This is a genomic window from Corynebacterium kroppenstedtii DSM 44385, from assembly GCF_000023145.1.
Taxonomy (GTDB): Bacteria; Actinomycetota; Actinomycetes; order Mycobacteriales; family Mycobacteriaceae; genus Corynebacterium; species Corynebacterium kroppenstedtii.
The window spans coordinates 389,106-415,493 of record NC_012704.1 but is presented as its reverse complement, the minus strand read 5'-3'; the positions used below and the strand labels follow the sequence as shown (position 1 = coordinate 415,493).

22 protein-coding genes are annotated in these 26,388 nt (G+C 57.2%); 11 read left to right on the top strand and 11 right to left on the bottom strand.

Annotated elements, in window-relative coordinates; genetic code table 11:
* Positions 1 to 601: 601 nt before the first annotated feature.
* Both CKROP_RS01600 and CKROP_RS01595 read left to right on the top strand, forming a co-directional pair.
* Positions 602 to 1,366 (top strand): SDR family NAD(P)-dependent oxidoreductase, encoded by a 765-nt coding sequence (locus tag CKROP_RS01600; protein ID WP_041629074.1) that lies wholly within the window; start codon positions 602 to 604, stop codon positions 1,364 to 1,366.
* Positions 1,367 to 1,441: 75 nt separating this feature from the next.
* A complete protein-coding gene (locus CKROP_RS01595) occupies positions 1,442 to 2,029 on the top strand; it encodes a tRNA (cytidine(34)-2'-O)-methyltransferase (protein ID WP_012731002.1) in 588 nt (195 codons plus the stop codon).
* Positions 2,030 to 2,066: 37 nt separating this feature from the next.
* On the opposite strand, the gene CKROP_RS01590 is transcribed toward CKROP_RS01595, so the two are convergent.
* A complete protein-coding gene (locus CKROP_RS01590; protein ID WP_041628732.1) occupies positions 2,067 to 5,351 on the bottom strand; it encodes an error-prone DNA polymerase in 3,285 nt (1,094 codons plus the stop codon).
* A 441-nt stretch (positions 5,352 to 5,792) separates the two neighbouring features.
* On the opposite strand from CKROP_RS01590, the gene CKROP_RS01585 reads away from it, so the two are divergent.
* Genes CKROP_RS01585 through CKROP_RS01575 form a run of 3 tightly spaced genes read left to right on the top strand, consistent with a single transcriptional unit; the run spans position 5,793 to position 8,595 of the window.
* Positions 5,793 to 6,683: a MetQ/NlpA family ABC transporter substrate-binding protein gene (locus tag CKROP_RS01585; RefSeq protein WP_012731000.1), complete on the top strand. Its 891-nt coding sequence runs from the start codon at positions 5,793 to 5,795 to the stop codon at positions 6,681 to 6,683.
* Complete coding sequence (locus CKROP_RS01580) at positions 6,683 to 7,825, top strand: methionine ABC transporter ATP-binding protein (protein WP_012730999.1); 1,143 nt, start codon at positions 6,683 to 6,685, stop codon at positions 7,823 to 7,825. Before CKROP_RS01585 ends, CKROP_RS01580 begins: the two co-directional genes overlap by 1 nt.
* Positions 7,825 to 8,595 (top strand): methionine ABC transporter permease, encoded by a 771-nt coding sequence (locus CKROP_RS01575; RefSeq protein WP_012730998.1) that lies wholly within the window; start codon positions 7,825 to 7,827, stop codon positions 8,593 to 8,595. Before CKROP_RS01580 ends, CKROP_RS01575 begins: the two co-directional genes overlap by 1 nt.
* Positions 8,596 to 8,611: 16 nt before the next feature.
* On the opposite strand, the gene CKROP_RS01570 is transcribed toward CKROP_RS01575, so the two are convergent.
* The 3 genes from CKROP_RS01570 to imuA' are packed head-to-tail and all read right to left on the bottom strand — an operon-like array spanning position 8,612 to position 12,337.
* Positions 8,612 to 9,715 carry a ferredoxin family protein gene (locus tag CKROP_RS01570; RefSeq protein WP_081429371.1) on the bottom strand — a complete coding sequence of 368 codons (1,104 nt, stop codon included), beginning with the start codon at positions 9,713 to 9,715 and terminating at the stop codon, positions 8,612 to 8,614.
* Between the two features lie 31 nt (positions 9,716 to 9,746).
* Positions 9,747 to 11,468 carry a Y-family DNA polymerase gene (locus CKROP_RS01565; protein ID WP_012730996.1) on the bottom strand — a complete coding sequence of 574 codons (1,722 nt, stop codon included), beginning with the start codon at positions 11,466 to 11,468 and terminating at the stop codon, positions 9,747 to 9,749.
* Positions 11,465 to 12,337, bottom strand: a complete 873-nt coding sequence (gene imuA', locus CKROP_RS10510) for a DnaE2-dependent mutagenesis accessory factor ImuA' (protein ID WP_012730995.1) — start codon at positions 12,335 to 12,337, stop codon at positions 11,465 to 11,467. Before imuA' ends, CKROP_RS01565 begins: the two co-directional genes overlap by 4 nt.
* A gap of 433 nt (positions 12,338 to 12,770) precedes the next feature.
* Here imuA' and CKROP_RS01555 point away from each other — a divergent pair, with 433 nt between their 5' ends.
* On the top strand, positions 12,771 to 13,235 hold the full coding sequence (locus CKROP_RS01555; RefSeq protein WP_052292322.1) for a hypothetical protein: 465 nt from the start codon (positions 12,771 to 12,773) through the stop codon (positions 13,233 to 13,235).
* A gap of 85 nt (positions 13,236 to 13,320) precedes the next feature.
* On the opposite strand, the gene guaA is transcribed toward CKROP_RS01555, so the two are convergent.
* The 3 genes from guaA to guaB all read right to left on the bottom strand — a co-directional run bounded on the left by guaA (position 13,321) and on the right by guaB (position 17,802).
* A complete protein-coding gene (gene guaA, locus CKROP_RS01550) occupies positions 13,321 to 14,895 on the bottom strand; it encodes a glutamine-hydrolyzing GMP synthase (RefSeq protein WP_012730993.1) in 1,575 nt (524 codons plus the stop codon).
* 67 nt (positions 14,896 to 14,962) lie between these two features.
* On the bottom strand, positions 14,963 to 16,117 hold the full coding sequence (locus CKROP_RS01545) for a GuaB3 family IMP dehydrogenase-related protein (protein WP_012730992.1): 1,155 nt from the start codon (positions 16,115 to 16,117) through the stop codon (positions 14,963 to 14,965).
* Positions 16,118 to 16,287: 170 nt separating this feature from the next.
* Positions 16,288 to 17,802, bottom strand: a complete 1,515-nt coding sequence (gene guaB / locus CKROP_RS01540; RefSeq protein ID WP_012730991.1) for an IMP dehydrogenase — start codon at positions 17,800 to 17,802, stop codon at positions 16,288 to 16,290.
* Between the two features lie 119 nt (positions 17,803 to 17,921).
* On the opposite strand from guaB, the gene CKROP_RS11050 reads away from it, so the two are divergent.
* A complete protein-coding gene (locus tag CKROP_RS11050) occupies positions 17,922 to 18,290 on the top strand; it encodes a DUF5319 domain-containing protein (protein WP_012730990.1) in 369 nt (122 codons plus the stop codon).
* Positions 18,291 to 18,296: 6 nt separating this feature from the next.
* Here the strand turns inward: CKROP_RS11050 and CKROP_RS10505 are convergent, their stop codons facing one another.
* Positions 18,297 to 19,406, bottom strand: coding sequence for a hypothetical protein (locus tag CKROP_RS10505; protein ID WP_012730989.1), 1,110 nt, complete (start codon positions 19,404 to 19,406; stop codon positions 18,297 to 18,299).
* Between the two features lie 168 nt (positions 19,407 to 19,574).
* Positions 19,575 to 20,186: an RNA polymerase sigma factor ShbA gene (shbA, locus tag CKROP_RS01525; RefSeq protein WP_012730988.1), complete on the bottom strand. Its 612-nt coding sequence runs from the start codon at positions 20,184 to 20,186 to the stop codon at positions 19,575 to 19,577.
* 769 nt (positions 20,187 to 20,955) lie between these two features.
* On the opposite strand from shbA, the gene CKROP_RS01520 reads away from it, so the two are divergent.
* Complete coding sequence (locus CKROP_RS01520; RefSeq protein WP_041628730.1) at positions 20,956 to 21,243, top strand: WhiB family transcriptional regulator; 288 nt, start codon at positions 20,956 to 20,958, stop codon at positions 21,241 to 21,243.
* Positions 21,244 to 21,289: 46 nt separating this feature from the next.
* Here the strand turns inward: CKROP_RS01520 and CKROP_RS01515 are convergent, their stop codons facing one another.
* On the bottom strand, positions 21,290 to 22,417 hold the full coding sequence (locus tag CKROP_RS01515) for an FUSC family protein (RefSeq protein WP_148209614.1): 1,128 nt from the start codon (positions 22,415 to 22,417) through the stop codon (positions 21,290 to 21,292).
* Positions 22,418 to 22,627: 210 nt separating this feature from the next.
* Here CKROP_RS01515 and CKROP_RS01510 point away from each other — a divergent pair, with 210 nt between their 5' ends.
* The 3 genes from CKROP_RS01510 to CKROP_RS11430 all read left to right on the top strand — a co-directional run bounded on the left by CKROP_RS01510 (position 22,628) and on the right by CKROP_RS11430 (position 25,517).
* Positions 22,628 to 23,554: a DedA family protein gene (locus tag CKROP_RS01510; protein ID WP_237698430.1), complete on the top strand. Its 927-nt coding sequence runs from the start codon at positions 22,628 to 22,630 to the stop codon at positions 23,552 to 23,554.
* 412 nt (positions 23,555 to 23,966) lie between these two features.
* Positions 23,967 to 25,226 (top strand): AlbA family DNA-binding domain-containing protein, encoded by a 1,260-nt coding sequence (locus CKROP_RS01505; protein WP_012730983.1) that lies wholly within the window; start codon positions 23,967 to 23,969, stop codon positions 25,224 to 25,226.
* Between the two features lie 129 nt (positions 25,227 to 25,355).
* Positions 25,356 to 25,517, top strand: coding sequence for a hypothetical protein (locus CKROP_RS11430; RefSeq protein WP_169302937.1), 162 nt, complete (start codon positions 25,356 to 25,358; stop codon positions 25,515 to 25,517).
* Positions 25,518 to 25,631: 114 nt separating this feature from the next.
* On the opposite strand, the gene CKROP_RS11425 is transcribed toward CKROP_RS11430, so the two are convergent.
* Positions 25,632 to 25,772, bottom strand: coding sequence for a hypothetical protein (locus CKROP_RS11425; protein ID WP_012730981.1), 141 nt, complete (start codon positions 25,770 to 25,772; stop codon positions 25,632 to 25,634).
* Positions 25,773 to 26,388 lie beyond the last annotated feature (616 nt).

Below are 26,388 nucleotides of genomic sequence, written 5' to 3'. Positions count from 1 at the left end.
AACTTCCCCTTGAGGAAGATTACTCGGCCCAAAACGTCGAAAATGGGACATCAGACATACTGCTGCAGGCTTGTTTATGCAGTTCAAAGACCTTTTCGACGGGGGTTCGGATGCGCGTACGCCGGGAGCGAACATAGCGATATGAGGCCGAAATTGCGCACGATCGGCGACACCCCCGCTCGAACTTACTGCGACGGCGGCTGCGGGGTTGCATGGCGCTGGCTAAAGTAGCCCAACATAACGATCGCGCTCCAGCGCGCACAATTAATAATCGACAACACCACGTAGGAGACACATCATCATGATTCGGAAGAAATCTGCTTCGCCTCGCCCCGACGACTCGGAAGGCTTAGGAGGCTCCGGCGGCGCGGAAGGTACGGATAGCTCAGCAGGCACCGACGGCTCAGCAGACACCGATAGCGCTTCTACCCCGACCTCCTCGACGAGCGAGACGCAAGGATCACATTTCGACCGCGCCGAGGCCACCGCGAACACCACCGACACCACGGGCGCGCGCCAGGATCAGAGCGTCACCGCATCATCGTTGAATGTGAAATCAAACGCCGGCCAGAGCGTCGTCGAAACTGAACCGCATGGTTTTATTTCTGTCGATTTAAGTGGACGTACCGCCGTCGTCACTGGGGGTGCCGGCGGGATTGGTGCGGCTGCGGCGGGGGCGTTGGCGGCGTCGGGTGCGCACGTCATCGTCGCTGATTTAATTGGTCAGGATACCGATGGAACGGTGGATGATATCCATGAGCTCGGTGGTTCCGCGGAAGTGTGGGATGTGGATTTGCGCGACCACGAACTCCTGGCCGAGATGACTCTGGACTGCGATATTTTGGTCAACTGTGCAGGTTCGCAGGTGATTGCCCATATTGAGGATTACGAACCAGCGGACTGGGATCGGATTATCGACACCATGTTGACGGCACCGTTTTTGCTGACTCGGGCGGCGCTCCCCCACATGTACGAGGAAGAGTGGGGGCGCATTGTGAATGTGTGTAGCGTGCATGGGCTCCGCGGGTCGGAAGGGCGTGTGGCCTACACGTCCGCGATGCATGGCTTGGAGGGTTTGACGAAGGTTACGGCGATTGAGGGTGGGCCTCATGGTGTGACCGCGAATTGTGTGAACCCCGGTTTTACGAGGACTGCGCAGGTTCAGAAGCAGATCCGGCAGCAGGCTGCGCTGCATTGGCTCCCCGAAGATGAAGTCGTAGAGAAAGTGCTGCTGAACCGTAATTCGATCAAGGAAATGGCGACGGTGGATGAAGTCGCTGCACAAATCATTTGGTTGTGCTCCGACTATGCGCGCCTGATTACCGGCTCTAGCTTGTCTATCGACGGTGGTGCTACGGCTAGCTAAGCGGCAGTGAGCACGTTAGCGAGTTCGGCGCGGTGGCAGCGGGAATCAGTGGATCGAGGGTGAGTACGGTAATCCATGATGAGTGAAGCTGATGTGAATTCGGTGCGCGATCTTAAGTCGGTGCATGATCGGGCCCATGGGATAGCGCGTGCGCTGGGCGAGGACACGATCCGCAACCCCAACCCTCCCCTTCATGTTGTGTTTGACCAGCCGGTGATACCTCCGAACACTGGCAATGCGATCCGCATGTGCGCAGGTGTAGGGGCGCATCTGCATTTGTGCGAACCGCTGGGGTTCAATTTGGAGGAAAAGAATTTACGACGAGCCGGGCTGGACTATCACGACTTGGTAGACGTGACTATTCACCCCAGCTTGGACGAGTGTTTAACGACGTTGGGCGCGGGGGCGCCGGATGGGCCGAAGGTCTATGCGTTCACGTCGCATACGTCGGTGCGCGTAGACACTGTGCCCTACCAGTGGGGCGATGTGCTCCTTTTCGGTTGTGAACCGACCGGCCTGAGTGCGGAGGCGTTGGCCGATCCCCGGATTACGAGCCACGTGCGGATCCCTATGCTTCCCGGGCGCCGGTCGATGAATTTGTCGAACGCGGCGGCGGTGGGTGCTTACGAAGCGTGGCGCCAGCTCGGCTACCAGGGCGTATAGGTGGGCGTAGTAGTGCTTGCCCGGGGCGTATAGGCGGTCACCGGAAATCTCGTGATGGTCCGGCAAGGGCTGCTCCTCCCAGTGTGGTGTCCAGAGAGTCGATGCGGTCTGCCACGACAGCAACAGCCCCGGCTGCGTTGTGGACGATTCCCCGTATAGCGACCATGCGTGATGTTTGGGCCACCGTTCTGTAGCGCGTCCAGCACCCGGGGGACACTGTGATGTTCGCAAGGCCTGTTTCGTCTTCCAGGCCGAGGAAAACCACGCCTCCTGCGGTTCCTGGCCGTTGACGGTGTGTGACTGTCCCCGCGACGGTCACGCGGGTGGAGTCTTCGCACGACGCCAGCTGCCTAATGGATATGATCCCCGCATTGTCCAGGTGTTTTCTCAGTAGTTCGACGGGGTGGATATCGGCTGTGATGCCCGTCGATGCGATGTCCGCCGCGGCAAGTTCAAACGCGCTCATCCCTGGTAGAGACGGTATCGAGATTTCACTCATCCCGGGGAGCATGCCTGGCCGTTCATGGGCCGCAATTCCTGCAGCCCACAGGCCTTCACGCCGGTCGATCCCCATGCTGCGGAGCGCACCTGCGGTAGCCAGCGCCTCCACCTGGGACACACTGATTCCCGCCCGGCGCGATAGATCCGCGATTCGTGTAAAGGGGCCGCCATCTGCGCGCGCCTGAACGACGGCTTTCGCCCCACGGGCGCCGAGGCCCTTCACAGCGTCGAGCCCCAGTCTCAGACTGTTGGGGGCGCCGGGTTCCAGGTCAGGGTTGTCGATGGCGTTGGCCTCTACGTCGGAGTGGTTGACGTCGATGGGGAGGATCTCGACGCCGTGGCGTCGGGCGTCGGCAATGAGCGACTGTGGGGAGTAAAACCCCATGGGCTGGGCGCGGAGGAGGGCGACGCAGAATTCCGCCGGGTAGTAGCGCTTGAACCACGCGGAGAAGTAGACGATCGACGCGAAGGATTGTGCGTGGGATTCGGGGAAACCGTAGGCGGCGAAGGCAATGATTTTCTTCCACAGCGTGGTGATGGTGGCCTCATCCATGCCGTGTTTCTCACGGCAGCCGCGGGCGAAGCGTTCGTGGAGCTGCTCCATTTTCTTGGCAGAGCGCTTCGCCCCCATGGCACGCCGGAGGGCGTCGGCCTCGACGGGCGTGAATCCTGCGGCGTCAACAGCAACCCTCATGACCTGTTCCTGAAACAGCGGGACTCCCAGCGTTTTTGCTAGCGCGTCCTTGAGGCAGGGGTGGTCAAAGGTGACCGCTTCCTCACCGTTTCGACGTCGAATGTAGGGGTGGACCGACCCGCCTTGGATGGGACCTGGGCGAATGAGGGCAACCTGGACGACGAGATCGTAGAACTCGCGTGGCTTGAGTCTGGGCAGGGCGGACATTTGGGCGCGGGATTCCACTTGGAATACGCCCACAGCGTCGGCGCGGGCGAGCATGGCGTACACCTCGGGATCATCGAGCCCGAGTTGCCACAGGTTCACTGTTCGTCCGCGATGGTCGCGGACTTGGTCGATGGCATGGTGGATGGCTTCCAACATGCCGAGCCCGAGGAGATCAAATTTGACGAGGCCTCCGCTGGCGGCGTCGTCTTTGTCCCACTGGATGATGGAGCGGTTCTCCATTCGTGCCCACTCGACGGGGACAACGTCGGCAATGGGGCGGTCACAGATCACCATCCCACCCGAGTGGATGCTCAGGTGGCGGGGTTGCCCGCGGAGTTGATCGGCAAGGGTGACTACATCGTTGGGGACGTCGTCCAGGCCACGCACCCATGCGTCGATGCGGCCAGACGAATACCCCAGAGCGCGGGCTGCATCGCGAAGGGCTCCCCGTCGTCGGTAAGTAATGACATTAGCCACCTGAGCAGCGTTTTCTCTGCCGTACTTGTTGTAGCAATACTGGATCACTTCTTCCCGACGGCCCGACTCAATGTCCAGGTCAATATCCGGGGGCCCTTCCCTTTCTGGGCTGAGGAAGCGCTCAAAGAGAAGATCAGCAGCAACGGGATCAACATTGGTAATCCCCAGGGCAAAACACACCGCCGAGTTGGCCGACGAACCTCTCCCCTGCGCCAGGATATTGGCCCGGCGGCAAAAGTCGACCAGATCCGTCACGATGAGGAAGTACCCCGGAAAATTCAAGCCCCCAATCACGTTGAGCTCGTGATCAATTTGCGCCCACGCTGCATGATTATCCTCCCGCGAGCCATAACGCACAGCGCCTCGCTTCTCCACCATGTGCTCTAGCCAGGTAATTTCGGTATACCCTTCCGGGACCGGCCAATCAGGAAGCTCCGGCGCAATGGTGGTCAGCGTGAAGGCACAGTCACGGGCCACGGCAAGCGTATTCGCCGTGAGTTCCGGATAGTCGGCGTCGAACATTTCGGCCCCACTGCGCAAGTATGTCCCGCCGATGGGATGCGTGTACGGCTCCGCATCCTCAACATCTTTCCGATACCTCAGCGCTGTTTTCGCCCCTGCTAGACGCCCACTTTTTGGCCGCGCCGCAGTGGCCGCGGAGGAATACACCGCCGCTAGACCCAGCTGTTCAGCGGCCTCCAACTGTTCTTCATGACGGTCGGCATCATCGGGCACGAGCAGCCGGTCGAGCTCCACAACAACCCGAGGGAAATGCTCCACGAGCTCATCGAGGTAGGGCGTCCATGAATAGTCCGCCAGGATAATCCAGTGGTCACCACCGCGCCGGGCCAGTTCGTCAAGAGACGGATAGCGCACCTCATTCTTCTCGCCCGTACACATGTGGGCGTCGGAAATCACGCGTGACAGGCGTCGATACCCCTCCGCACCACGGCAGAGCACCGTTAAAATTCTTTCATTTTTCGACGACGCAGGCTGGGATGAGGAAACAGACGGCGTCAATGTCAGCTCCGCGCCGAAGATGGTGGCGATTCCGGAATCGGCGGCAGCCTCCGCGAACTGAACCGCGCCATACACCCCGTCACGATCCACCAACGCGAGCGCTTCGAGGCCTAATTCGGCAGCCGAGTCCACCATCTCTGCGGGCGACGACGCTCCACGGAGAAATGAATATGCCGAACATGCGTGCAGTTCAGCAAAAGGAATATGATCGCGGTGGTCAACTCCAGGACGAGAGCTCTCGTCCCGATGAGAGACCATCGTCGCCGTACCCGACCGCGCCGGAGAAACACCCGATGACGTGGCATTTTGTGAGGGGTCCGAGGAAGAAATGGGCTCCGTATCTGTTCCTGATAAGATACGCTCCAGCCGCGACCACGACAGTGGCCTGCCATTCATCGAACCTCGAGCCGTCACCCAATCCATAGCGATAGATTAGTACGCGTGTTCGATTATCGCTAGCACGATCCGTCACATCCAAGACATTGCCTGGCAGCGCCCTATTTTTCGCACACTACCCCACCCTTCACCCCGCCAATTTCCTGTCGGCTATTGCGTCGCTACCCCATCACCCCCCGTCGTAAATCGGTCATAATTCCGTCGCAACATGGCTTGTCACCTCGCTCATTAGGCCCAAATTTTTATATCTCTTCACAAGAAGGCAGAATGAGTCTCGACAATTAGACAGCTTGGTCTATGATTTTGGCCGTTGGGGTATCGGTTCACGTGAGCTCATCTCCACCGTCCGAGCATGGCCAGCCTTGTCTGGCCTCACCGCTGTGGCCACGAGTTAGACGCAGCGCTTTAGAGACTCGACTGACAATCACATCATTACGACAACCACATGAATGAAGGGACACAACGATCATGGTCACATCATTACGGCGTCTCAGCGCGCTCATTCTGGCGTCCGGGCTCACACTGACCGGCGTCACCGCGTGCCATCCGCCGGGAGAAAGCGGCGGCGGGTCTAACACCGTGACCATTGGTACGACCGATTCGTCGAAAACGGCATGGACAGCTTTCCGTCAAGAAGCTGAGAAAGAAGGCGTCCACTTGGACGTCCAGGACTTCTCGGATTACAACACGCCGAATACCGCGCTCAGCGAGGGCGTCTTGGACGTGAATCTATTCCAACACATTAAATTCTTGGCGTCGTATAACGTCGAATCTAATTCGGATCTCGTTCCCGTTGGTTCGACAGAAATTGTTCCGCTCGCTTTGTTCTATAAGGGTCATACAGACATTAATGATCTTAAAGACGGAACGTCGATCGCTATTCCCAATGACAGCACGAACCAGGGTCGCGCTATTAACCTTCTCGAAGCACAGCACTTGGTGACGCTGAAGAAAACGGGCCTTTTGAACCCCACCCCAGCGGACATCGATCAATCACAGTCGAAGGTCAGCGTAACGCCTGTCGACGCTGCTCAAACGGCTACAGCGTGGGGTGAGGGAACGCCCGCCGTCGTCAATAACACGTATCTCCTTCGTGCGGGAATTGATCCGAAGACGGCCATCGCCGCTGATGATCCCAAAGCTGAAAATGCAAAGCCATATATCAACGTTCTCGCCACTCGACCTGAAAAGAAGAATGACGAAAACATCAAGAAATTGGTGAAAGCGTGGCACAGCGACGCCGTACAAAAGGCGAATGCGGAGGACACCAAGGGTACGTCCGTATCTGTTGATCTCCCCGCTAATCAACTAGAGGATATTTTGAAAGATACTGAAAAGAAAACACGGGAGGAATCCTAATGGCATCGATTCCAACAGAGAATTCCACCCAACCAACGTCTACCGGGTCAACGTCTACCCAGCCGACTTCCGGCAGCTCCACACTCACTTTTGATGACCGCCCGACGGATCACGGCACCCGGGTGGAGTTCCGCGATGTCACCAAGACGTTCAAGCAGGGCAAACGCGACACTCACGCGCTCAACGGGATTTCGCTCACCGTCGAGCCGGGCGAGATCCTGGGCGTTATCGGGTATTCCGGCGCAGGTAAATCCACGCTGGTTCGCATGATTAACGGTTTGGATCGGCCCACCTCGGGGTCGGTCACGCTGGGTAGCACCACGATCACCGATTTGCCGGAGCGAAAACTCCGTGGCCTGCGCAAGAACATCGGCATGATTTTCCAGCAGTTCAACCTGATGAATTCCCGCACGGCTGCCGCGAATGTGGCGTACCCCCTAGCGCTGGCCAAGGTGCCGCGGTCTCAGCGCTCGAAGCGTGTGAAGGAATTGCTGGACTTCGTCGGATTGGGCGATAAGGGCAAAAACTATCCTGACCAGCTATCGGGTGGTCAGAAGCAGCGCGTGGGCATTGCCCGTTCGTTGGCAACCGATCCTTCGCTTCTTCTTGCCGACGAGGCAACGTCGGCACTGGATCCGGAAACGACTCAGGATGTTCTGGATTTGCTGCACAAGGTGAACCGGGAGCTCGGGATCACCATTGTTGTGATTACTCACGAAATGGAAGTTGTTCGTTCGATTGCGGACCGCGTGGCTGTGATGGAAAAGGGCAAGGTTGTCGAATATGGGCCGGTGCACGAGATTTTCTCGAATCCGCGTGAGGAAGTGACTGAGCGGTTCGTCGCGACTGCTCTTCGCGATACTCCGGAGGGCCGCGAGCGTGATTCACTGCTTACGGAAGTTGCCGATAATCCGCGTGAGCGGCTGATCACGGTTCGTGTCGACGATGCGCGCGATCTGAGTTCGGCGTTTGCCCTGGCTACCGAGCGGAATGTGACCGTCGGGTTTGTGCATGGGGCTGTGAATAATATCCAGGAGCATTCGTTTGGACGGTTGACAGTGAAGCTGACCGGGCCAGAGGACGGCGTCAAGGATGTTGTTGCCCGTCTTGCCGAGTTAACCGAGTGTGAGGAGATCAACTAATGGTCAGCGTAGCGTTACATACTGCCGACGCCCTGGCTGGCGTGGGCGCATCAATTCACAATGCTGTGGCTCACAGCGCCGTGGCGCGCGATCTCGTTCTTGCTGCGGGGACGACGGACTGGGACAATCTGAAGCCCACGATGATCACAGCGTTTTGGACGACGCTGTGGATGGTCGGGTGGACGATCCTTCTGGGTGGCTTGTTTGGCCTGATCATCGGCGTGTTGCTGTATGCGTCGAGGTCGTCTGGTGTGTTGGCTAATAAGCCTTTGTACTGGACGCTGAATATTTTGGTGAACATTATTCGCCCGATACCGTTCATCATTTTGATTGCGGCGGCTGGTCCTCTGACGAAGGCTGTGATGGGGACGACGATCGGCACGGAGGCGGCTACGTTCGTCATGGTGATTGCTGCAACGTTTGCGGTGGCCCGCATTGTGGAGCAGAACCTGGTGAGTGTTGATCCTGGCGTTGTTGAGGCTGCCCGTGCGATGGGTGCGTCGCCTCTGAAGATTTTGTGGAGCGTGGTGATCCGTGAGGCTTTGGGCCCGTTGATTTTGGGTTACACGTTCATCTTTATCGCGATTGTCGATATGTCCGCGATGGCTGGCTACATCGGCGGTGGCGGTTTGGGTGACTTCGCCATCACCTATGGTTACCGTGCGTTCGACTGGAACGTCACTTTGGTGGCGACGGTGATTATCATCGTGCTGGTGCAATTCGCCCAGTTGATTGGTAACACGCTCGCGCGGCTGGTCATGCGCCGATAGCGCTTAGCGCGAGGATCTAGACCTGGGTGACATGGTGTGCCACCCAGGTTTTTCCATGTTTCGGGGGTTTTCCACACGAAGCCATGACGTCTCCAGCGGACACCTGCTCCAGGTGAACAACCCACGTGTCTCCACGTGATGTTTCGACGGTTCGCCACGCTGTTTTTGGGTGGTGGTCGTCGGAATTGGTTCTGGACGATGTGCGGTCGCGGGCCGCTATTTCTTTTTCTGCTCTTTCTTGTTCCTGTTCTGTCGTTTCTTTGACGACGAGACTGCCGACGGGAACTGTGTGCGCTCCGAGTTTTTGCGCGACGGCGATTTCGGCGGTTTGTCCTGGCGCATCCCAGCATCCGCGACCACGCAAGCCGGTGAGGTACATGTGTCCTTGCGCACTTGTTTTCACAGCGTCGATGGCTTGACCTGTGGGAATCCGCCCGTAGGAGTATCCCCAGGGCAGCAGGATCATGGTGGGCGCAAAGCGGTGTCCTTTGGAGTGCGATGTCTCCCACACTTCATCACCGAAGAAGCACGTCTGCATCCCCGCTGCGAGGGGTCGTCCTTTAATTGCACAACAGCGGTCCCTTTTCCCATGCGTGCAGACAAGCATGATCGGGTGGTTAACGCGTTCAACGGGCCGGGCGGGAAGTTCGCTTCTCCCCCATGTGCCGTCGGCAAGGGCTTGGATATCCAGGTGCAGGAGGTCTTCGACGCCGGAGATGCGCGTGGTAAAGCAGGTGCCTTGGTCTGTTCTGGCTATATAGAGTTTTCTTTCGTCGCGGAATTGCCCAGCTCTGCCGGGTTTTCTGATGAACTGCATTGATGCGCCATTGTCTTTAAGGACTTTCTTGAGGGGCGCGGTGAGGTTTCCCAAGACATCGTCATCCATAATGTCCCGGCCCCACCCTTTGAGATATTCAACCGCCAGGAAAAGCCTCATGGATTTGGCCGTGCCGGGGAGAGCTTCGTTGCCAAAGTCTGAGCATCGCATAGTTTTCCACGCCTCGTCAGCCTGGTTGGCCTCAACACCCTGACGGGCTGAACTCGCGCGCTGTGCACTTATTTGCTCCGCTGCGTTTTCTTGCGTGGCTTGTTCCTCCATGTGCCCTTCCTTGGTGGTCATAGAGCATGAGGGTACCCGCGTACTGCGTGGTTCACCGATATACACCTTCAATTCGCCACTTCTTTCCTCTGCAGATGAGTAGCAACCCGCTGGGTTGGTTTGTGGTCACTTGTAGGCGTGCGAAGCGACGTCCTTGTGCCCACCATTGTTCATCGACGGGCCAGGGTCCGGACCAGCCTGTGATGTCATAGCGCTTAGTTCCCCATGCCACACAGGCTGGCTGGGCACTGAGTAGTGAGCGTCCTGTCACGATAATGTCGTGGCCGTCTTCGTCGAGAAGAGAGACTCCACTCGCAGGGTGTGCAGTACTAGGCCCACGCTCGACGCGTTTGGTGACTGGAATGGGGGCTGGAAATTGACCTGGCCACGAATACGTGCTGCTCGGAAGATCGGGGGCGGATTCACCCACGGGGACAAGAGCAATGCGGTCCTCAGGGCCACGCCCACCTTTCAGCACGGGAGTGCATACTCTGTCTGGCCCCAGCATTGTCTGCACCCGAGCTAATGCGGCATGGGCAGCATGGTCTTCCTTGGCACCCCATAAACCACGCATGGAGCTGCTTGTCGTTTCAATGGGGTCAAGGGTGAGTTCGCATACGCCCACACCGACCGGGGTTGCATCGACCTCGACGCTATCGGGCACCCCAGCGTTATCGGACGCACCCGATTCATGGTCAGATTGCCCGACGGTGGCAGCAGCACGCGACACAAAACGGTGAAGCCACCCCTCCAGTTGCCACCGCACTCGCTGGGCTATGGCGTGCTCGGTGAGCTGGTCCGTGCACCGCCACACTCGTTCCAATTCTTGATCCCCATCGGGGGTGCGAATAAGTGCCCGTATAGCGACGCGCAAACATATCTGCCCTCTATCGGAGAGTTGATCGTGAAGATCTGCCGCTAGACGACGACCAATAAACGCGACCGTATCGGAGCGGGACTCGGGCGAATCGCAATGATGCGTAATGGCCAGGTCACTGGTGTTTTCTTGGGGAGTTAGTCGTCGCGATGGAGCACCACGGGCGATAGACCACCACCACAAGCCCTCTGCCCCAAAACGAGATGACACATCTCGCCGCGATAGACCCGCCCAGTCCTTCATGCGTGTTATGCCCATTTTCTCGAGGGTGTCCACCAGTTCTTGGGGTTGGCCTAATGCTTTGTCCTCGCACAATGTTCGTACAGGTAGCCCGGCCAAGAAATCTGCATCGTGTCCCTCCGGGATAGTCATCCCCCGACGAGCAGCGAATACCGCAGTAGGTAGTGTTCCTGCAGCTCCGGCGATAACGTCCACTCCCGGCCGAGCGACCGCATCAAGAACCATGGTGATCGCACGCTCTTCTGAGCCGTAGTATTTCACCAGCGGTGCTGACTTCACAGCAATGAGCCCGGGACGCAAAAGCTCGATACCAGCGGAAATGGAATCGACGTCGGCAACAAAGTCTTCAAAATATCTGGCATCACGGTCGTCGTCGGCGGGCATGATGTGCATCGTCGGGCATAACGACTGAGCTTGTCTGCGTTTCATGCCGCGTCGGACTCCTACATGCCGCGCCTGGCGGTCACATACATACACACCATGCTGGTCCACTAACGCCAGCGGCCCGTCCGGAACCTCGTTGTCACAGCGGGCAGCATAGAGAGGGAAATCTGGAACCCAGAGGACTATTGTTCGCTCATCCATGGGCACGCCTGACTGCTCACGATGAGGATCATCTGCGCACTGACTTGCATCAATAGAGTTATCCGGTGTCATCCTGCGGCCTCCACTGCGTTCAGATCAAGAGCTTTCACACTCTTGCGCCAATGGTGGGTCTGCGTCGGACGGTGGTGGCGTATCGGTTGGGCGAAGGACCCCACACCCATGTGCCACTGCCCTCGCTGGGGAGGTCGATGCCGATCCTCCACACGCATATCCACGCTCATGCCACGAATACGTCCGCGACCTCGGCCTAAACCGCGAAAAGCGCTCACGATGGCGTCGATACGCAAAGAAACACCAGGCCACCGCACACCGCAGACAAGAAGGGCACACCGAGACGAGCGGACACGGCTCATCACTGGCCGCGCCAATGATGGCGGCACATTTGCTTGCCCTTGGCCGCAATAAATGACGAGGTCCATCCCCTCGCACAGCACACCCAGCACGCTGAGAGGATCGGGGGCGTTGATATCCGCGTCGCCAGTAGCGTCGGGACAATCGACCACGGCGACTAACGATAAATCACCGCCCGCATCTGAGACTGCGGCCCACAAGAGGTCACTCAATCCGATAACAGCAACGTGTTTTCCCGTAGCGGTCACCTGGGCAATGATGTGCACCAGCGCGGTCGGGCAATCCGCAATCGATGTTGCCGCGCCACGAGGAAGACCGCCCAGCGATGTCAGCTCCCCTAAAGGCCCCTGTAGAGAGAGAACTTCCAGCATCGAACGTTCGAACGATTCTTTTTCCTCAGGATATGAACGTCGTTCACCAGGATGCGGCAAAGAGTCGGATTCCTTGACTTGAGGATAGTCAGGGACCGACACCAGATGCGCCATGCGCGAGCGAAGGATCTCCACCTTTTCATCATTCGAAAGTGCAGTAAGGTCCGTAGCTACTGCACTAGCTCCCGCCTGTGTCATCTTTGATCAGCCCTCACACCCAGCGCGGGATAAAAATGGCTTTTCACCTGCTCATACATAAGACCACGAGGTGACAAAAAGAGAGACAACCACTCCATCCACATCGTTCGCAGAGTGGACGATATACGATTTTTAGAACGTACGTACCCATAAAAATAAGCCACTATCGTCCACCTTCTTCTTCGTTGAGCGTCGGCTATACTTCATACTCATCGCACCTTCAAACCGAAGGAGCTATGAACAGTTGTACCGATCCACCCGGACATAAAAATCGAAAACTCGTGGAAGTATCGTACACATGTTCGATATAAAAAGTCTAGAGGGGCACACAACGCACCCCACACGCCCCCACACACAAAGAAAACGCCTGGTCAGTTCCCCAGACCTAGGCGCACTAGCCGCTACTGATCGTCAAACAACTACCCTGAAACATATGACTAACTACGACACTCACCGCGACAACAACCGTGAAACATCCGACCACGAACTATCTGAATCCGAGTACATCACCACGGTCTCGACGCCGAATCTGGTACGAACTATCGCGTCGCTTCTCCTCGGTGGAGCCGTGGGAGTCATGGGGTTCGCTATCGCGCCGCTGCTTAAAGTCATCCTGCTCATTGTCCTCGCAGGAGCTGGGCTACTTTTCATCACTATTCACCCGTACCGACGCGACGTGAGCGCCGCCTACATGAACCGATACGGGGAATACCGGACCACAGTCCGACGGCTCATCCCCCTTTTCCCCGACTGGCTAGCCCTCATGATCCTCCCCGTTATCCCCATGCAGGGAACGTTCCTGGGCATCATCGCCTTCGTCGTAGCCAGTGTCTATAACTACCTCGTTTTCCCCTGGATCGACGGCACCGCGTACACCCAAGAACCGGACACCCCGTAGTGCCGACGGGGACTCCCCCGATTCACACGTCGACAGGGTCCCCGCTCAAGCGCCGGCCGACCCCCGATTCACACGCCGACGCGGGCTACTCCCACTCAATCGTTCCTGGGGGCTTCGACGTGCAATCCAACACCACGCGGTTCACTTCAGCGACTTCGTTGGTAATGCGGGTCGAAATCTTCTCCATCACGTCGTAAGGAATGCGCGTCCAATCCGCTGTCATCGCATCCTCCGACGAGACTGGCCTCAACACGATCGGATGGCCATAAGTCCGGCCGTCGCCCTGCACTCCCACGGACCGCACATCCGCCAGCAAGACCACGGGGCACTGCCAAATCGAATCGTCCAGCCCCGCAGCGGACAGCTCCTGGCGGACAATCGCATCGGCCTCGCGGAGCGTCGCCAAACGGTCAGACGTAACCTCACCGATAATGCGGATACCTAAGCCCGGACCAGGGAAAGGCTGGCGCGACACAATAGCACTGGGCAAACCGAGCTCGCGCCCCACCGCACGAACCTCGTCCTTGAACAGCAAACGCAGCGGCTCTACCAGCGTAAATTCAACATCGTCGGGCAAACCGCCCACATTGTGGTGGCTCTTGATATTCGCGGTACCGCTGCCCCCACCGGACTCCACCACATCCGGGTACAACGTACCCTGCACGAGAAAATCAACACGCGCACCCTCCGGAGCATCGGACAACACACCGGCAACAGCACGCTCAAATGAACGAATGAACTCGTTACCGATCGCCTTACGCTTCTTCTCCGGGTCCGTCACGCCCTTCAACGCCGACAAGAATGCGTCGGTTTCGTCGACTGTGACCAAGTTCGCACCCGTCGACGCAACGAAATCATTCTCGACCTGCTCGCGCTCCCCCTTGCGCAACAAACCGTGGTCAACGAAAACACAGGTCAAGCGGTCACCAATCGCCCGCTGCACCAAGGCAGCAGCGACGGCCGAATCCACACCGCCAGACAGACCACAGATGGCCCGCCCCTCAGGCCCAACCTGCTGACGAACCTGTTCCACCAGCTGATCGGCAATATTGCCGGGCGTCCACGTCTGCTTCAGCCCAGCTATCTGCGTCAAGAAACGCTCCAGGACCTTCTGTCCCTCGGGCGAATGCATGACCTCCGGGTGGTACTGCACACCGGCCATGTGCCGATCCGCATCCTCGAACGCAGCGACCGGTGCTCCGGATGAGCGGCCTGTTACCACGAAGCCCTCCGGGGCCTCGGACACGGCATCGCCGTGGCTCATCCATACGTCATTCACCGCGCCGTCGTGCAGGAGGCCGCCATCGCCGACGATGGACATCGTCGTCCGGCCATATTCGCGGTCCCCCGTGCGCGCGACCACTCCACCTAACGCGTGCGTCATCGCCTGGAAACCGTAGCAAATGCCGAACACGGGAACGCCCAAGTCCAGCACCGACGGGTCAAAAACAGGAGCGTCATCAGCGTAAACGCTGGAGGGTCCGCCCGAGAGGATCAGCGCAGCCGGGTGCTTCGCCTTGATTTCCTCCACCGACGCGGTGTGCGGAATGACCTCGGAATAAATGCGGGCCTCACGCACGCGCCGAGCAATGAGCTGGGCGTACTGGGCACCAAAGTCAACGACAAGAACAGGAGACGGGGTTTGTTGCTGTTCACTCACGCAGAAGACTCTACCGCGTCAGATGGACAAACCTCGACCCCGTCTCACACTCCAAGGTCATCACCAGCTACAGCCAGGACCGAACGCTCAACTGAACCTTCTGGAAGTCTTTCAAGTTCGTGTATCCAGCCTTCGCCATCGAACGCCGAACACCGCCGATCAGATTCAAGCTGCCGAATGGTTCCGTCGCCGGCCCCAAAAGAACTTTCTCCAAGGATGGGGCCTCATCGCGCTCAATGAGCAGGTTCTCGATAACCCCACGCGGGAACCGCGGGTGCGCAGCCACCGAAGGCCAGTAATATCCCGTCGCTGCAGCTTCCTTGGCCTGCGACAACGGGCTGCCCAGCATCACAGCGTCAGCCCCACACGCGATGGCTTTCGCCATCTCACCCGAGGTTTCCAACTCACTATCCGCGATCACGTGAACATACCGGCCGCCGGTCTCATCCAAATAATCGCGACGCGCAGCCGCCGCGTCGGCAATGGCCGTCGCCTTCGGGGCATCAATACCCAGCGTGTCCGCATTCGTCGTCGATCCGCCACCGACGATAATGCCGGCCGCGCCCGTCCTCATCAGATGCAAGGCCGTCGTGTAATCCAACACCGACCCCGCAATGACAGGAACATCCAACGAGCCGATAAACTCCTTCAAGTTCAGCGGCGTGCCATCAGCCGACACGTGCTCGGCCGAAATCAACGTTCCTTGAATGACCACGATCTCCGCACCCGCCGCGGCCACCACCGGAGCCAGTTCCCGAGCATTTTGCGGCGAAACGCGGACCACCGTCGTCACACCCGAAGCGCGAACATCGCGAATACGGTCCGACAATAAATCCTTATCCAGCGGCAAACCATGCAGCTTTTGCAACAGCGGGATAGCCCGATTGGTCATCTGGCCATCGTCGTAGCCTTCCTCATCGAAGGCCGTCGACACGATCTGCTCCACGGCAGCGTCCATGTCCGTCACTCGGCCCCACAGGCCTTCAGCATTGATAACCGCAGCGCCCCCCAGGCGGCCCATTTCACTAATGAAATCCACGCTGGTTAATGCGTCGCTCGGTTGTGCCAGGACAGGAATGCCGAAGTGGTACGCGTCGATCGTCCACGACGTATCCACATCTTTCGACGACCGCGTGCGCCTGTTGGGCACGATCGTGATGTCATCGAGCCCATATGTCCGGCGAGCTTCCCGCCCCAAACCAATTTCCACAACTTCACGCATGATTTTTCTGTATTTCCTCACAGTGACAGGCAGCCCGAACCGGCTGCCGACAACAAAAACAATTCACTCAATTAATCCCGGCTACTTCGCGCGGCAACGGAGACCGCGCGTGGCCGACACGGGCGACGTCGCCGGGGACGAACAACACGCCAACGGGCCCGACGACGCCTCTAGTGCTGGTAATAATTGGGCGCTTCCACCGTCATCTGGATGTCATGCGGATGCGACTCGCGGAGACCCGCCGCGGTGATCTGCACAAACTTGGCGTCGTGAAGGTCGTCGATCGTTGCGGAACCGGTGTACCCCATGGCGGCACGCAAACCACCCACGAGCTGATGAGCAATGCCATCAATGTGCCCGCGGAACGGAATACGCCCCTCAATCCCCTCCGGGACCAGCTTTTCCTCGCTACGAACATCCGCCTGGAAGTAACGATCCTTCGAGTACGACCGCTGCTCACCCTTCAGACCGCGGCCCTGCATAGCCCCCAACGATCCCATACCGCGATACATCTTGTACTGCTTGCCATTGACGGTGACAACATCCCCCGGAGCCTCCGCAGTGCCGGCTAGCAGCGAACCCAACATCACCGTGTTCGCGCCAGCAACCAGGGCTTTCGCGATATCGCCGGAATACTGCATACCGCCGTCGGCAATAACCGGAACCCCGGCCTTATGCGCCGGAACGGAAGCTTCCATAATCGCCGTGATCTGTGGCGCGCCCACACCCGCAACAACGCGCGTCGTACAAATGGAACCGGGCCCAATACCCACTTTGATGGCGTCGGCACCGGCATCGATCATGGCCTGGGCCGCTTCACGCGTCGCTAGGTTGCCACCAATAACGTCGACGCGGTCACCGAATTCTTTCTTCACCCGCGCGACCATGTTCAGAACACCGGAATTGTGCGCGTGAGCAGTGTCGACAACGAGGGCGTCGACACCCGCATCGACCAACGCACCCGCACGCTTCCATGAATCCTCGCCCGTACCGATCCCGGCACCGACGATCAAACGACCTTCCTTATCCTTCGACGCATTCGGGTACTGCTCACGCTTCACGAAATCCTTCACCGTGATCAGACCCGTCAGCTTGCCCGCCGAATCAACAATCGGCAGCTTCTCCACCTTGTGGGTGGACAACAGGTTCAGAGCAGCCTCTGCCGAGACACCCTCCTGGGCGACGACCAACGGCATCGGCGTCATAACGTCGGCAACCTTGCGGGACAGATCGGACTCAAACCGCATGTCACGGTTGGTGCAAATGCCGACCAGCATGCCCTCGTCGTTAACCACCGGCAAACCAGAGACACGGAACTTGGCACACAGCTCGTCGACGTGACCGATCGTATCGCCCGGCGAACAGGTAATGGGGTTGGTGACCATGCCGGCCTCGGAACGCTTCACTACTTCCACGTTCTGGGCTTGGTCGTCGATAGAAAGGTTGCGGTGAAGGATGCCGATGCCACCCTGCCGGGCCATCGCAATGGCCATCCGAGACTCTGTCACCGTATCCATCGCCGCGGACACCAGCGGAATACCCAGCCGGATATTGCGCGTGAGCTGCGCAGATGTGTCCACTTCGGAAGGAATCACATCGGAGGCGGAGGGAATGAGAAGGACATCATCGAAAGTAAGACCTACAAGAGCAACTTTGTTTGGGTCGTCGCCACCTGTGCGTTCCACTATTTATCTCCTAGGACCATGACGAAAGCGAAGTGCCACCACGCACTCTTTTGCCATATGCTACCGCAAAATTTTTGTGGCACATGGGCTAGCCTAGTGGGGTGAACTTCGCAGACCATATGCCCCCGGACCCATTCGCGGGAGATCCCAATGATCCCGCCTCTTTCCTCGACCCCGATGAGCCTATGGAACCCCTTACCGACGAAGAAAAAGGCGAAGTCATTATCGAACTTCACCACGTTCGGGAGATGCAGCGTGTGCTCACCCCGCTGGGTATACGGGGCGTACAGATGTTGTGCGATGACTGTGAAGACAAGCACTACTACGACTGGGGAATACTGATCAACAATCTGCTCGCGCTGTATAACCACGAGCAGCCACCCATTCATGAACCGAGCGCCAACCCCAATCCCGACGAATACGCCCCGTGGGATTACTGCCTCGGGTTCCTCGATGGCCTCAACCACGGAATCGCCGGGTACCGGTAGAAGCTTCTACTCCTCGGCGGAAGTGCTTGAGTCGCCCGACGACGGAGACTCGGTCACGTCGTCACTCGAACCATCCGATGACGACGATCCACGCGATGAACTTCCGCTCCCGGAGTTCGAACCGCTGTTGCTGCTGTTCGACCCAGGCACAGGAGCAGGTGTCACCGTCGTCGTCACGGTCACAGTGACCGTCGACGTTTCAGTGGTCGTCTTGGTGCCCTTGGCGTCGCGATCATTCGTTGTCGTCGGGTCCTTGCGCGGCTCAGCTTTCTTCGACTCACCATTGCTCATCGTCTTCTCGATGGTGGTCGGTTTGCCGTCGGGACCCTTCACGACAGACTGATCGGTGACAGTAACCGTCGTCGTTGATTCGTCTTTCTTCGAATCCTTCGAGCTGGAGTCCTTGGCCTTGTGGGCAACTTCGCGCGCCTTTTCCAGCAACGCAGCGGCACCCTGGGTGTCCCCGGCCTCCTGCTTTTCGCGGACCTGATCGAGCGTCGAGGCCAGCTCAACCGCGGCAGCGTGATCGCCGAAGAACCGCTGGTTCAGCCCCCACAGAGGTGAACCGGGTGTCGAGGCATGAATAACAGCTCCGCCACCGGCGAGGAGAACACAGGACGCAGCAGCGCCACCGAGGGCATACATCCACCGCGGAACCGGATGGTGGTTATCACCATGGCGCCACGAGCGGTGACGTGGACGGCCCGAACGCGACTTGCCAGTAGCATAATTACCCGACGCGTCACGCTGGTTCTTCCAGGCCGCGAAATCATGGACCGTGGTGTCACCCTCGCTACCGCGAGCTGCGTCGTCGCCGGATTTAGTGGTTTGCCCCTCAGCATTCACGGGGCGGAACACAGTCGTCGGCGCATTGGCAACGGGGGAATCATCCAGCGCGTCGGCGTCAGAGAAGCTATCGAAGAAGCCTAGGTCGCTGAGTTGAGGTGTTGCCGGGATATCACGTTCCGCTTCCTGCCGAGCTTGGATGAACAGCTGACCGAGGTCATCGTCGGAGTCGGTACCCCGGGAGAGGTTATCAAGGTAGCGGTCAACAGCAGCTAGGGATTCTGGATCGTGCTCAACCCCCTCACGATCCCAGTTATCAAAACCACTCATCTGTTCGCTCCTGCTGCTCCATCCACATCAAAACCGGTTATTAGTGTACGGCTCCGCCTGCGGGCGACACCGCACTACGTCCGTCGTCGGCAATAATCACCATCATGGGCGCGGTGTTGCCGCCGCGACGTATGTACTTCCTTTGTGAGTTAACCCCCGTGATCAATGTCAGTTCTCTTTGGCCTTGTTGGCCAAAGCAATCGCCTCACGATAGTCAGGCGAATCAGTCATTGCCTTTTTTAACTTAGCAATCGCCCGGAACTGAGCTACTCGAACGGCATTCGGCGTGGAACCAATGATCTTGGCGGTTTCCTCCGAGGTATACCCTTCAAGAACTCGCAAAATAATGATCTCGCGTGGTCTCTCACCCAGTATGTCGAGCAAACGCAAAAGTTTGTTACGACCATCCGATTGGATAGCCAACTCTTCTGGCCCAGCAGCATCATGGATAGATTCGGGGATCTCATCGGTCGGTTGGCTACGGTCTCTCCCCATCGAACGATAGCCATCTTTCACCTTGTGACTAGCGATTCCGTACACGTACGACATGAACGGAGTTCCACGGTCAACAAAGCGATCTAACGACTTCAATACAGCCATACATATCTCTTGAGCCGTATCCTCAGGCCCAGGAAAAGAATCATCTGACAAACGATGTCGGCAATACATCACCACTTTCGGGTGAATATAATCCATGACTTTCTGCAAGGCATCGCGATCCCCGCTCGCAGCTGCGGCAACCAGGCCATTAATAGCCCCATCGCTAGCTGCTGCAGTCATTAACTTCCTCTTCTTTCACTATCGACGACGTCTCGTCAGCGTCGTCAACACCGACGATAAAACACCCAACCGCAGCTTCGGGCACTAAACCGCGATTTCTCTTGCCTCATTCTGACGTGAAGACCAGAAAAAGACAATTTTATTTGCGTCGATGAATATATCAGCAAACAACGAGCCTGGTCGGCGGCGTTTTCGCCTATTGAAAATGGACAATTCATGACGACGATGTGTCGTAAAAATATCACTACGATTCCATAGAAGGCGGATGACCACTACAGAACCTGAGGAACCAGACTACATGAGCGCGCACATAACTGTGCGGGACTCGAAAAACATATAAAAGAATGAAAATAATTTTATGTATTAAATGCACGGAGCTAGCGATTCTTCTGCCCCTCAGCAGGGGGTGGCGGGGAGTCGCGGGGGTGGGTTTTAACTTGTGGGCGAGGAGAGGCGGGCGGTTTTCCCGGCGAGCTTCGCGAAGAGTCCCGCGGGTTTCTTGCGACGACTCTTTGCCCGCCTGCAGCGAGCCCCGTGAGCACTCACACACAAGCACGACACCTACTACCCCCCCAACAATTACTTTTGCAATCTAAAAGTCGTGTTCTCGTTACGTTCTGTTCACCAACGCGGTCTTGACTGAATAGCAGGCGCACACCCCCGCAGATACACGGCGTCGTCACGGCACAAACCACAAAACCAAAAACAAACACAAATGACGCCACATATCTGTACAACGAAACCCACATCACACCCGACGGAGGAGAACATGCTTCCTCAGATCCACAACCTGCCCACCCCCACCATCCAATCTTGGGAATGGCAACGGCATGGATCATGCCGAGACACCGACGCATCACTCTTCTTTCACCCGGAAGGCGAACGAGGACGCGCCCGCGCAGCCCGCGAACACGCGGCAAAATTGGTGTGCGCAACCTGCCCCGTTATTAACCAATGCAGAGAACACGCGCTCTCTGTGGGCGAGACCTACGGCATTTGGGGCGGACTCAGCGAAAGCGAGCGTGACGCGATCGCGCGAACCCACGCCCACGTTTAGGCTTCTCCCCTCCCAGCTAGCCTTCCCCGCTGCCCTACCCGATCCGTTACCCTTCCCAAATCTGAAGATCCGAACCGTCGCCTTTCTTATCTTCCGGCCGCAACACAACCACAGCCGATTCACGCGACAAGCCGCACACCTGGAGCAAGTCCACAATGATGGACCTCGCCTGCGCCATCACAACGATGCCCGAAATGCCAGACTTCTCACCATGATCCCCCGACGTCACCGCCGCGGTATTCTTCAGCTGCTCAATCACTGCGGGTAAACGCTGAGCCTCATGAAGCTTCCCCGATTTCCCCTGCTCGGCGAAGATCGATTCTAATTCGGTACAGGCGTGCGCCAAGGCGTCCAAAATAACTGGAATACGCTCGTCAATGTCTTTCTGATCAGAGATAATCGTGGCCGCCCGGCGCGCGAGAACGCGCGAGTTACGCATCGTATTGTCCACCGGCGACAAAATCTGGCTCATTTTCCGCATGTCACGGCGCGCACCCCAATAAAACGGCGACACCGCAGCGACCTCTGTACCGCCCTGAACAGCGGCAATCATGGCATTAATGCGTGCCTGAGTTCCTCGTGCGGACACCAACGCGTCGGAAACGACCCCGACGTCGTTACTCCTCAAACCTCGCGACACGGTGTCAAGGACATGCCCCGCGTGGCCGATCACCCGGCTTACTTCGCGTCGCGCCGGCCGGATGGCACTATTGGGCACCAGAGCGATCACCATGATCCCGATGAGACCGCCGACCAGGGCGTCGATCATTCGAGTGATCCCGCCCATTGTTCCCGGGGGCATAATCGTCGCTACTAAAACGGCGGAACACGTCGCTTGGATCGGGGCCAGCGGGGATTTGTCGAGGAAGAGTGCGGCTGCCAGGGCGCAGGCCACAGTGATGGCGATCTGCCAGGATCCGGTTCCGATGTGGGAGATCATGATGTCGCCGATGCCGATTCCCAGGGAGACCCCCATGACAAGTTCGACCGACCGGCGCAATCGGCCGACGGTACTAGTGCCAAGCGCGATCACCGACGCCATGGGGGCGAAGAACGGCTGCGGGTGGCCGATCACATGGTGTGCAAACCAAAATGCGATCCCGGCGGCCACCGATCCTTGGATCACGATCATCTTGCCGTCGCTAAGCCGTTCTACGCCGTGGAAATGGTTCACACATAAGAAAATACGGCACGGCAGGGGAGAATCGGCCACTGCGGGGAATAACCCGAGAAATCAGGCGGAACTACCACGAGAAAGGTGCCCACGCACCCGCGCCCATTACCACTCATGACCTGCATCGTGATGCCCCATTAAGGAATTTCACAGAAAATTCACGGTTTCGGAGTCAAAAGGATGGATCGGTACCAAGTATGCTGTGGGATCATGAGTGCACTGACCGCTGTCGACCTCACTGTTCTTACCCAAGCGTTCACCATGGGTGGTACAGGGGTAAAAACATTCGCTTCCGCCGCTCTTGCTAACGGCACAAACTTGCTTGCCGACGCTGCTACGTCGGCCCGAGCAACGCTAGCGGCCTCTGCTGACCTGGTGCCGCAGTTGCGCACCAGCATCCTCGCTCAGGCGAGTGAAACGGTGACAGCAGCTCCGAAACTGCTGGACCCGATGTACTGGCTAGGCGCCGATAGTCCCTTCGGCCACCTGATTCTCCCCGGCCTGGGGCTCATTATTTTCGTGGAAACTGGGCTCGGGTTTCCCCTCCTCCCCGGCGATTCCCTGCTGTTTACCGCGGGCATGCTGGCTAACCAGCACAATGGGTTTGCGCCCGTGTGGCAGGTGCTTTTGGTGGCGATCGCCTGCGCTATCGCTGGTGACCAGTCCTCATATTGGATTGGTAGGAAGCTCGGCGACCGCATCAGGAAACGTCCCGACGGGCGCATCTTTAAGAAGGCCTATATCACCGAAGGCGAGGCGTTCTTTAAGAAATGGGGGGCGCTGGCTGTGATTCTGTGCCGGTTCGTCCCCATTGTCCGCACCTATGCGCCTATGACGATCGGCATGGCGCGCATGAATTATGCCCGCTTCTTCCTTTTCGACATTTGCGGCGGGTTCCTGTGGGCCGGCGGTGTGACGGTTCTCGGCGTGTGGCTGGGTAGCTTCACCTTTGTGCGCGAGAATATCGAGCTCATATTCCTGGCGATCGTGTTTATTTCTATTCTGCCGGGGATTATCGGCGCGATTAAGAAATCACGTGCGTCGAAGGGAGCTGCTACTAGCGACGACTCTGCTGCTCCGCTGGCTGCACGTGATGCTAAGGAGACGCTGCATGAGCGTGAGGCTAGTGAGTCATAATCTCGCCGAGTCATAAAAAACATGGCGACGGAGCGTTACAACCGGTGCCCGCTGACCCTAAAGTCACAAACAAACTGACAAAACTTCGAGCAAGTCACAAAACTTCGAGTTAAGTCTTAAAGTTTTGCATATTTAGTGTGATCTGCGGTCCTCAGTGCCGCTCAGTGAGAGCTTGTGAGTGCTTTCTACGCCGCAGACAAGCAAAAGCGTTATTACGGCCCGGACAACTCGAAAATTCCTAAATCGCATCGCGGGCGCCAAGATTATCGAAGCCCTCCACCGAAGTTTCATATAAATTCGCAGATTGTATGCGGTGGCTGGCTGAGTGGTGCAAATTGGAGATTATTAGTTCAACTTCGAAGTAGTTTTGCTGGGACATATTCCATCTTTTAGATCGATTGTAAGGAGTACCGTGTTTACACCTATTCATCGGGCATTAGGGCTCGAAGCGAGCGATCTGTCTCTCGATTTAATTGAGCAAGCGGTCGAACATGGAGTCGAAGAAAGTAACGATCTTGACTGGAAGAAGACCCCATATAATGTCAAGCATCCTAAGTGGGATGAAGAAGCTGCCAAAGACATCGCAGCGATGGCGAATAGCGGTGGCGGCTGGATCGTTTTTGGTGTAGATGAAGACGGCACGAACAATGCCGCCTCAAGGATCAACGCCGTGGAATGGTCGGCCGACACTCAACAGCGGCTCCTCAGAACCGCCTATTCCAAGATCGGCCCACCCGTACTCGGTCTGGAGTTTTTCGAGTTTCCTTACAGGGATGGGACACGAACCGGGAGCGTTGTCATAATGAGAATCCCAGATTCGCGCGATGCACCCCATTTCGCTCGCAAGGGTGATAATGCCTTTGTCGCGCCACGACGAAACGGCCCGCACACCGAGTTTATGAGCGACCGCGAGATCGAGCGCGGCTTTCGAGAACGGTTTCAATATGCCGATGACCAAGAGCGCCTACTCCAAGATCGTTTCGAACGTGCGTGCACTGCGCTTCCCCCAGAAAAAGGTGTATTCCTTGCCGTAGCTGCGATCCCATTCGAACCCGTAAGCGAACGTAAGCCAGCCAGTCAAAACGATGTTTACCAGTACACGTTGAAGCCACTAATACCTGAACTACTTAGAAAAGGAACAGGCAGCTGGTGGGAACATGGTGACGTCAAGAAGGGTACGCGGCAATGGGTGTTACGTAATGATCGACGTAGTTCGGGCGCGTTTCGCAAGTATTTGTATGACGACGCTACTGTGTTAGGTGCCTATCAGTTAGGCCTTCTTCGTAACGGAGAAAAGGCAACTTCGTACTACCCAGTCGGTTTGGTGAATCACTGTATGTCTTCACATTTGGAGTCTGCAGTCATTGATTTCATCACAGTTCTACGAACTCACGCGGAAGAACGTCGATCGAACGGTGGCTTCCGTATTCGGGCTGGGCTTGTTGGAGTAGACAACGGACCGATCTATATTCGCACTAACCAAGCGATGACCAGATTACTGCTCGATGCGGAGTATGTGGAGCCCATTGTCAAGTTCCAGCCGGTAACGACAGTTTTAGACCCACTTGGGGACGTGCATGAAATGATGCCAATCGTGAATGATCTGGCACGAGATCTCATCAACCAAGGTGGTGTTCAGCACCTCAAAGTGATGGCGGAGCCGGACGTCTAGCTTCATTAGACTCCTCAGTAGCCTGCAGACCTCCGGGTGTTGAGCGTGCTTCCATCTCAGAATGTGAAGGTCAGCTTTCCATCTTTGCCGGCCTCTCCATGGTCGATGAACATGTGCTCGAGGTATGGGATGAACTCAATGCTGGCAGGGGGCGAGTGCGGAGACTTCTTCTTTGTTGTGAAGGAAGGTGAACTGCCGGTTCTCCAAGTCACTGACCTGGTCAAGAAGTTTGGAGTGTTCGGAGAGCAGACTGACATGTTTGGCAATGAGTTTTCGAATTACCGCTGGTAGTCGCTTTGGTCTCGAGCCACTCCGAGCATTGCGAGTAATAGGAGCCTCGATGGATTCGGCATCACCGGTCACACACGAAAACTTACTTAGTCTCGAAGCGACGTTCGGCGGTGCCTAGCTCAGCGAGAACAGCTTCTCAACGATCTTGTCTGTACTCGTGGACTCAGTCGGGAGCATGTGAACCGCGTCCATGAAAGCTTCGGCGATTTGCGCATCGCTGAGGTGCGGAGTCTCACAAGGGGACGTCGGCATCATATTTGTGGTTGTACTTCCAGAGATGTTTTCCTACTTGGTTTCAGCATACCGGGTTTCAGATCTGTACCAGGCCCGACACTGGCCACAACGAGTTTTCCCGAGAAAACTCGTGACGTGAGGTGGAGCGTTTGCCGGGTGCAGCTGCGCGGATTGCATAGCCCCATACGGATGGGGCAACTATTGAGAGGAAGCTCTACTCCAACGCACTGTAGACACGCTTGCCGTAACGGCTTACTACGTTGAAAAAGATCGCCATCGCGCGAATTTTAGAGGGTAATACGACAGAAGGCAGTGCTGATACGTTCGAACTCGTTGTGTCCTCATCATACGGCGGTGTTCTCCGATAGGCAGTCCAGACCGCACACCTCGAACTAAGTATTAAAACTTTGCATACTTGGCGTGAGTTGTGATCTTCAGTGACGTTCAGTGAGGCTTTGTGACTGAATCGCACCTACAAAGTAAGAATACTTATACTTTAAACGCGACCTGAACTGGCACTTTATAATTGCCAATCTTCAAAACTATCACACAATTGGCAAAGCACCACTTTTTCAATCTGAGTTTAACTTTGTACAAGTTTCAGTGGGAGTTTGTGAGTCTATGCACGAGTAAAACT

What these genes read in the sequence shown, in the direction of transcription:
- CKROP_RS01595 (WP_012731002.1), top strand. Translation starts at nt 1,442, where the DNA reads ATGATGAGTGAAGCTGATGTGAATTCGGTGCGCGATCTTAAGTCGGTG.
- CKROP_RS01590 (WP_041628732.1), bottom strand. Translation starts at nt 5,351, where the DNA reads ATGGATTGGGTGACGGCTCGAGGTTCGATGAATGGCAGGCCACTGTCG.
- CKROP_RS01585 (WP_012731000.1), top strand. Translation starts at nt 5,793, where the DNA reads ATGGTCACATCATTACGGCGTCTCAGCGCGCTCATTCTGGCGTCCGGG.
- CKROP_RS01580 (WP_012730999.1), top strand. Translation starts at nt 6,683, where the DNA reads ATGGCATCGATTCCAACAGAGAATTCCACCCAACCAACGTCTACCGGG.
- CKROP_RS01575 (WP_012730998.1), top strand. Translation starts at nt 7,825, where the DNA reads ATGGTCAGCGTAGCGTTACATACTGCCGACGCCCTGGCTGGCGTGGGC.
- CKROP_RS01570 (WP_081429371.1), bottom strand. Translation starts at nt 9,715, where the DNA reads ATGACCACCAAGGAAGGGCACATGGAGGAACAAGCCACGCAAGAAAAC.
- CKROP_RS01565 (WP_012730996.1), bottom strand. Translation starts at nt 11,468, where the DNA reads ATGACACCGGATAACTCTATTGATGCAAGTCAGTGCGCAGATGATCCT.
- imuA' (WP_012730995.1), bottom strand. Translation starts at nt 12,337, where the DNA reads ATGACACAGGCGGGAGCTAGTGCAGTAGCTACGGACCTTACTGCACTT.
- CKROP_RS01555 (WP_052292322.1), top strand. Translation starts at nt 12,771, where the DNA reads ATGACTAACTACGACACTCACCGCGACAACAACCGTGAAACATCCGAC.
- CKROP_RS01545 (WP_012730992.1), bottom strand. Translation starts at nt 16,117, where the DNA reads ATGCGTGAAGTTGTGGAAATTGGTTTGGGGCGGGAAGCTCGCCGGACA.
- CKROP_RS11050 (WP_012730990.1), top strand. Translation starts at nt 17,922, where the DNA reads ATGCCCCCGGACCCATTCGCGGGAGATCCCAATGATCCCGCCTCTTTC.
- CKROP_RS10505 (WP_012730989.1), bottom strand. Translation starts at nt 19,406, where the DNA reads ATGAGTGGTTTTGATAACTGGGATCGTGAGGGGGTTGAGCACGATCCA.
- shbA (WP_012730988.1), bottom strand. Translation starts at nt 20,186, where the DNA reads ATGACTGCAGCAGCTAGCGATGGGGCTATTAATGGCCTGGTTGCCGCA.
- CKROP_RS01520 (WP_041628730.1), top strand. Translation starts at nt 20,956, where the DNA reads ATGCTTCCTCAGATCCACAACCTGCCCACCCCCACCATCCAATCTTGG.
- CKROP_RS01510 (WP_237698430.1), top strand. Translation starts at nt 22,628, where the DNA reads ATGAGTGCACTGACCGCTGTCGACCTCACTGTTCTTACCCAAGCGTTC.
- CKROP_RS11430 (WP_169302937.1), top strand. Translation starts at nt 25,356, where the DNA reads ATGAACTCAATGCTGGCAGGGGGCGAGTGCGGAGACTTCTTCTTTGTT.
- CKROP_RS11425 (WP_012730981.1), bottom strand. Translation starts at nt 25,772, where the DNA reads ATGATGCCGACGTCCCCTTGTGAGACTCCGCACCTCAGCGATGCGCAA.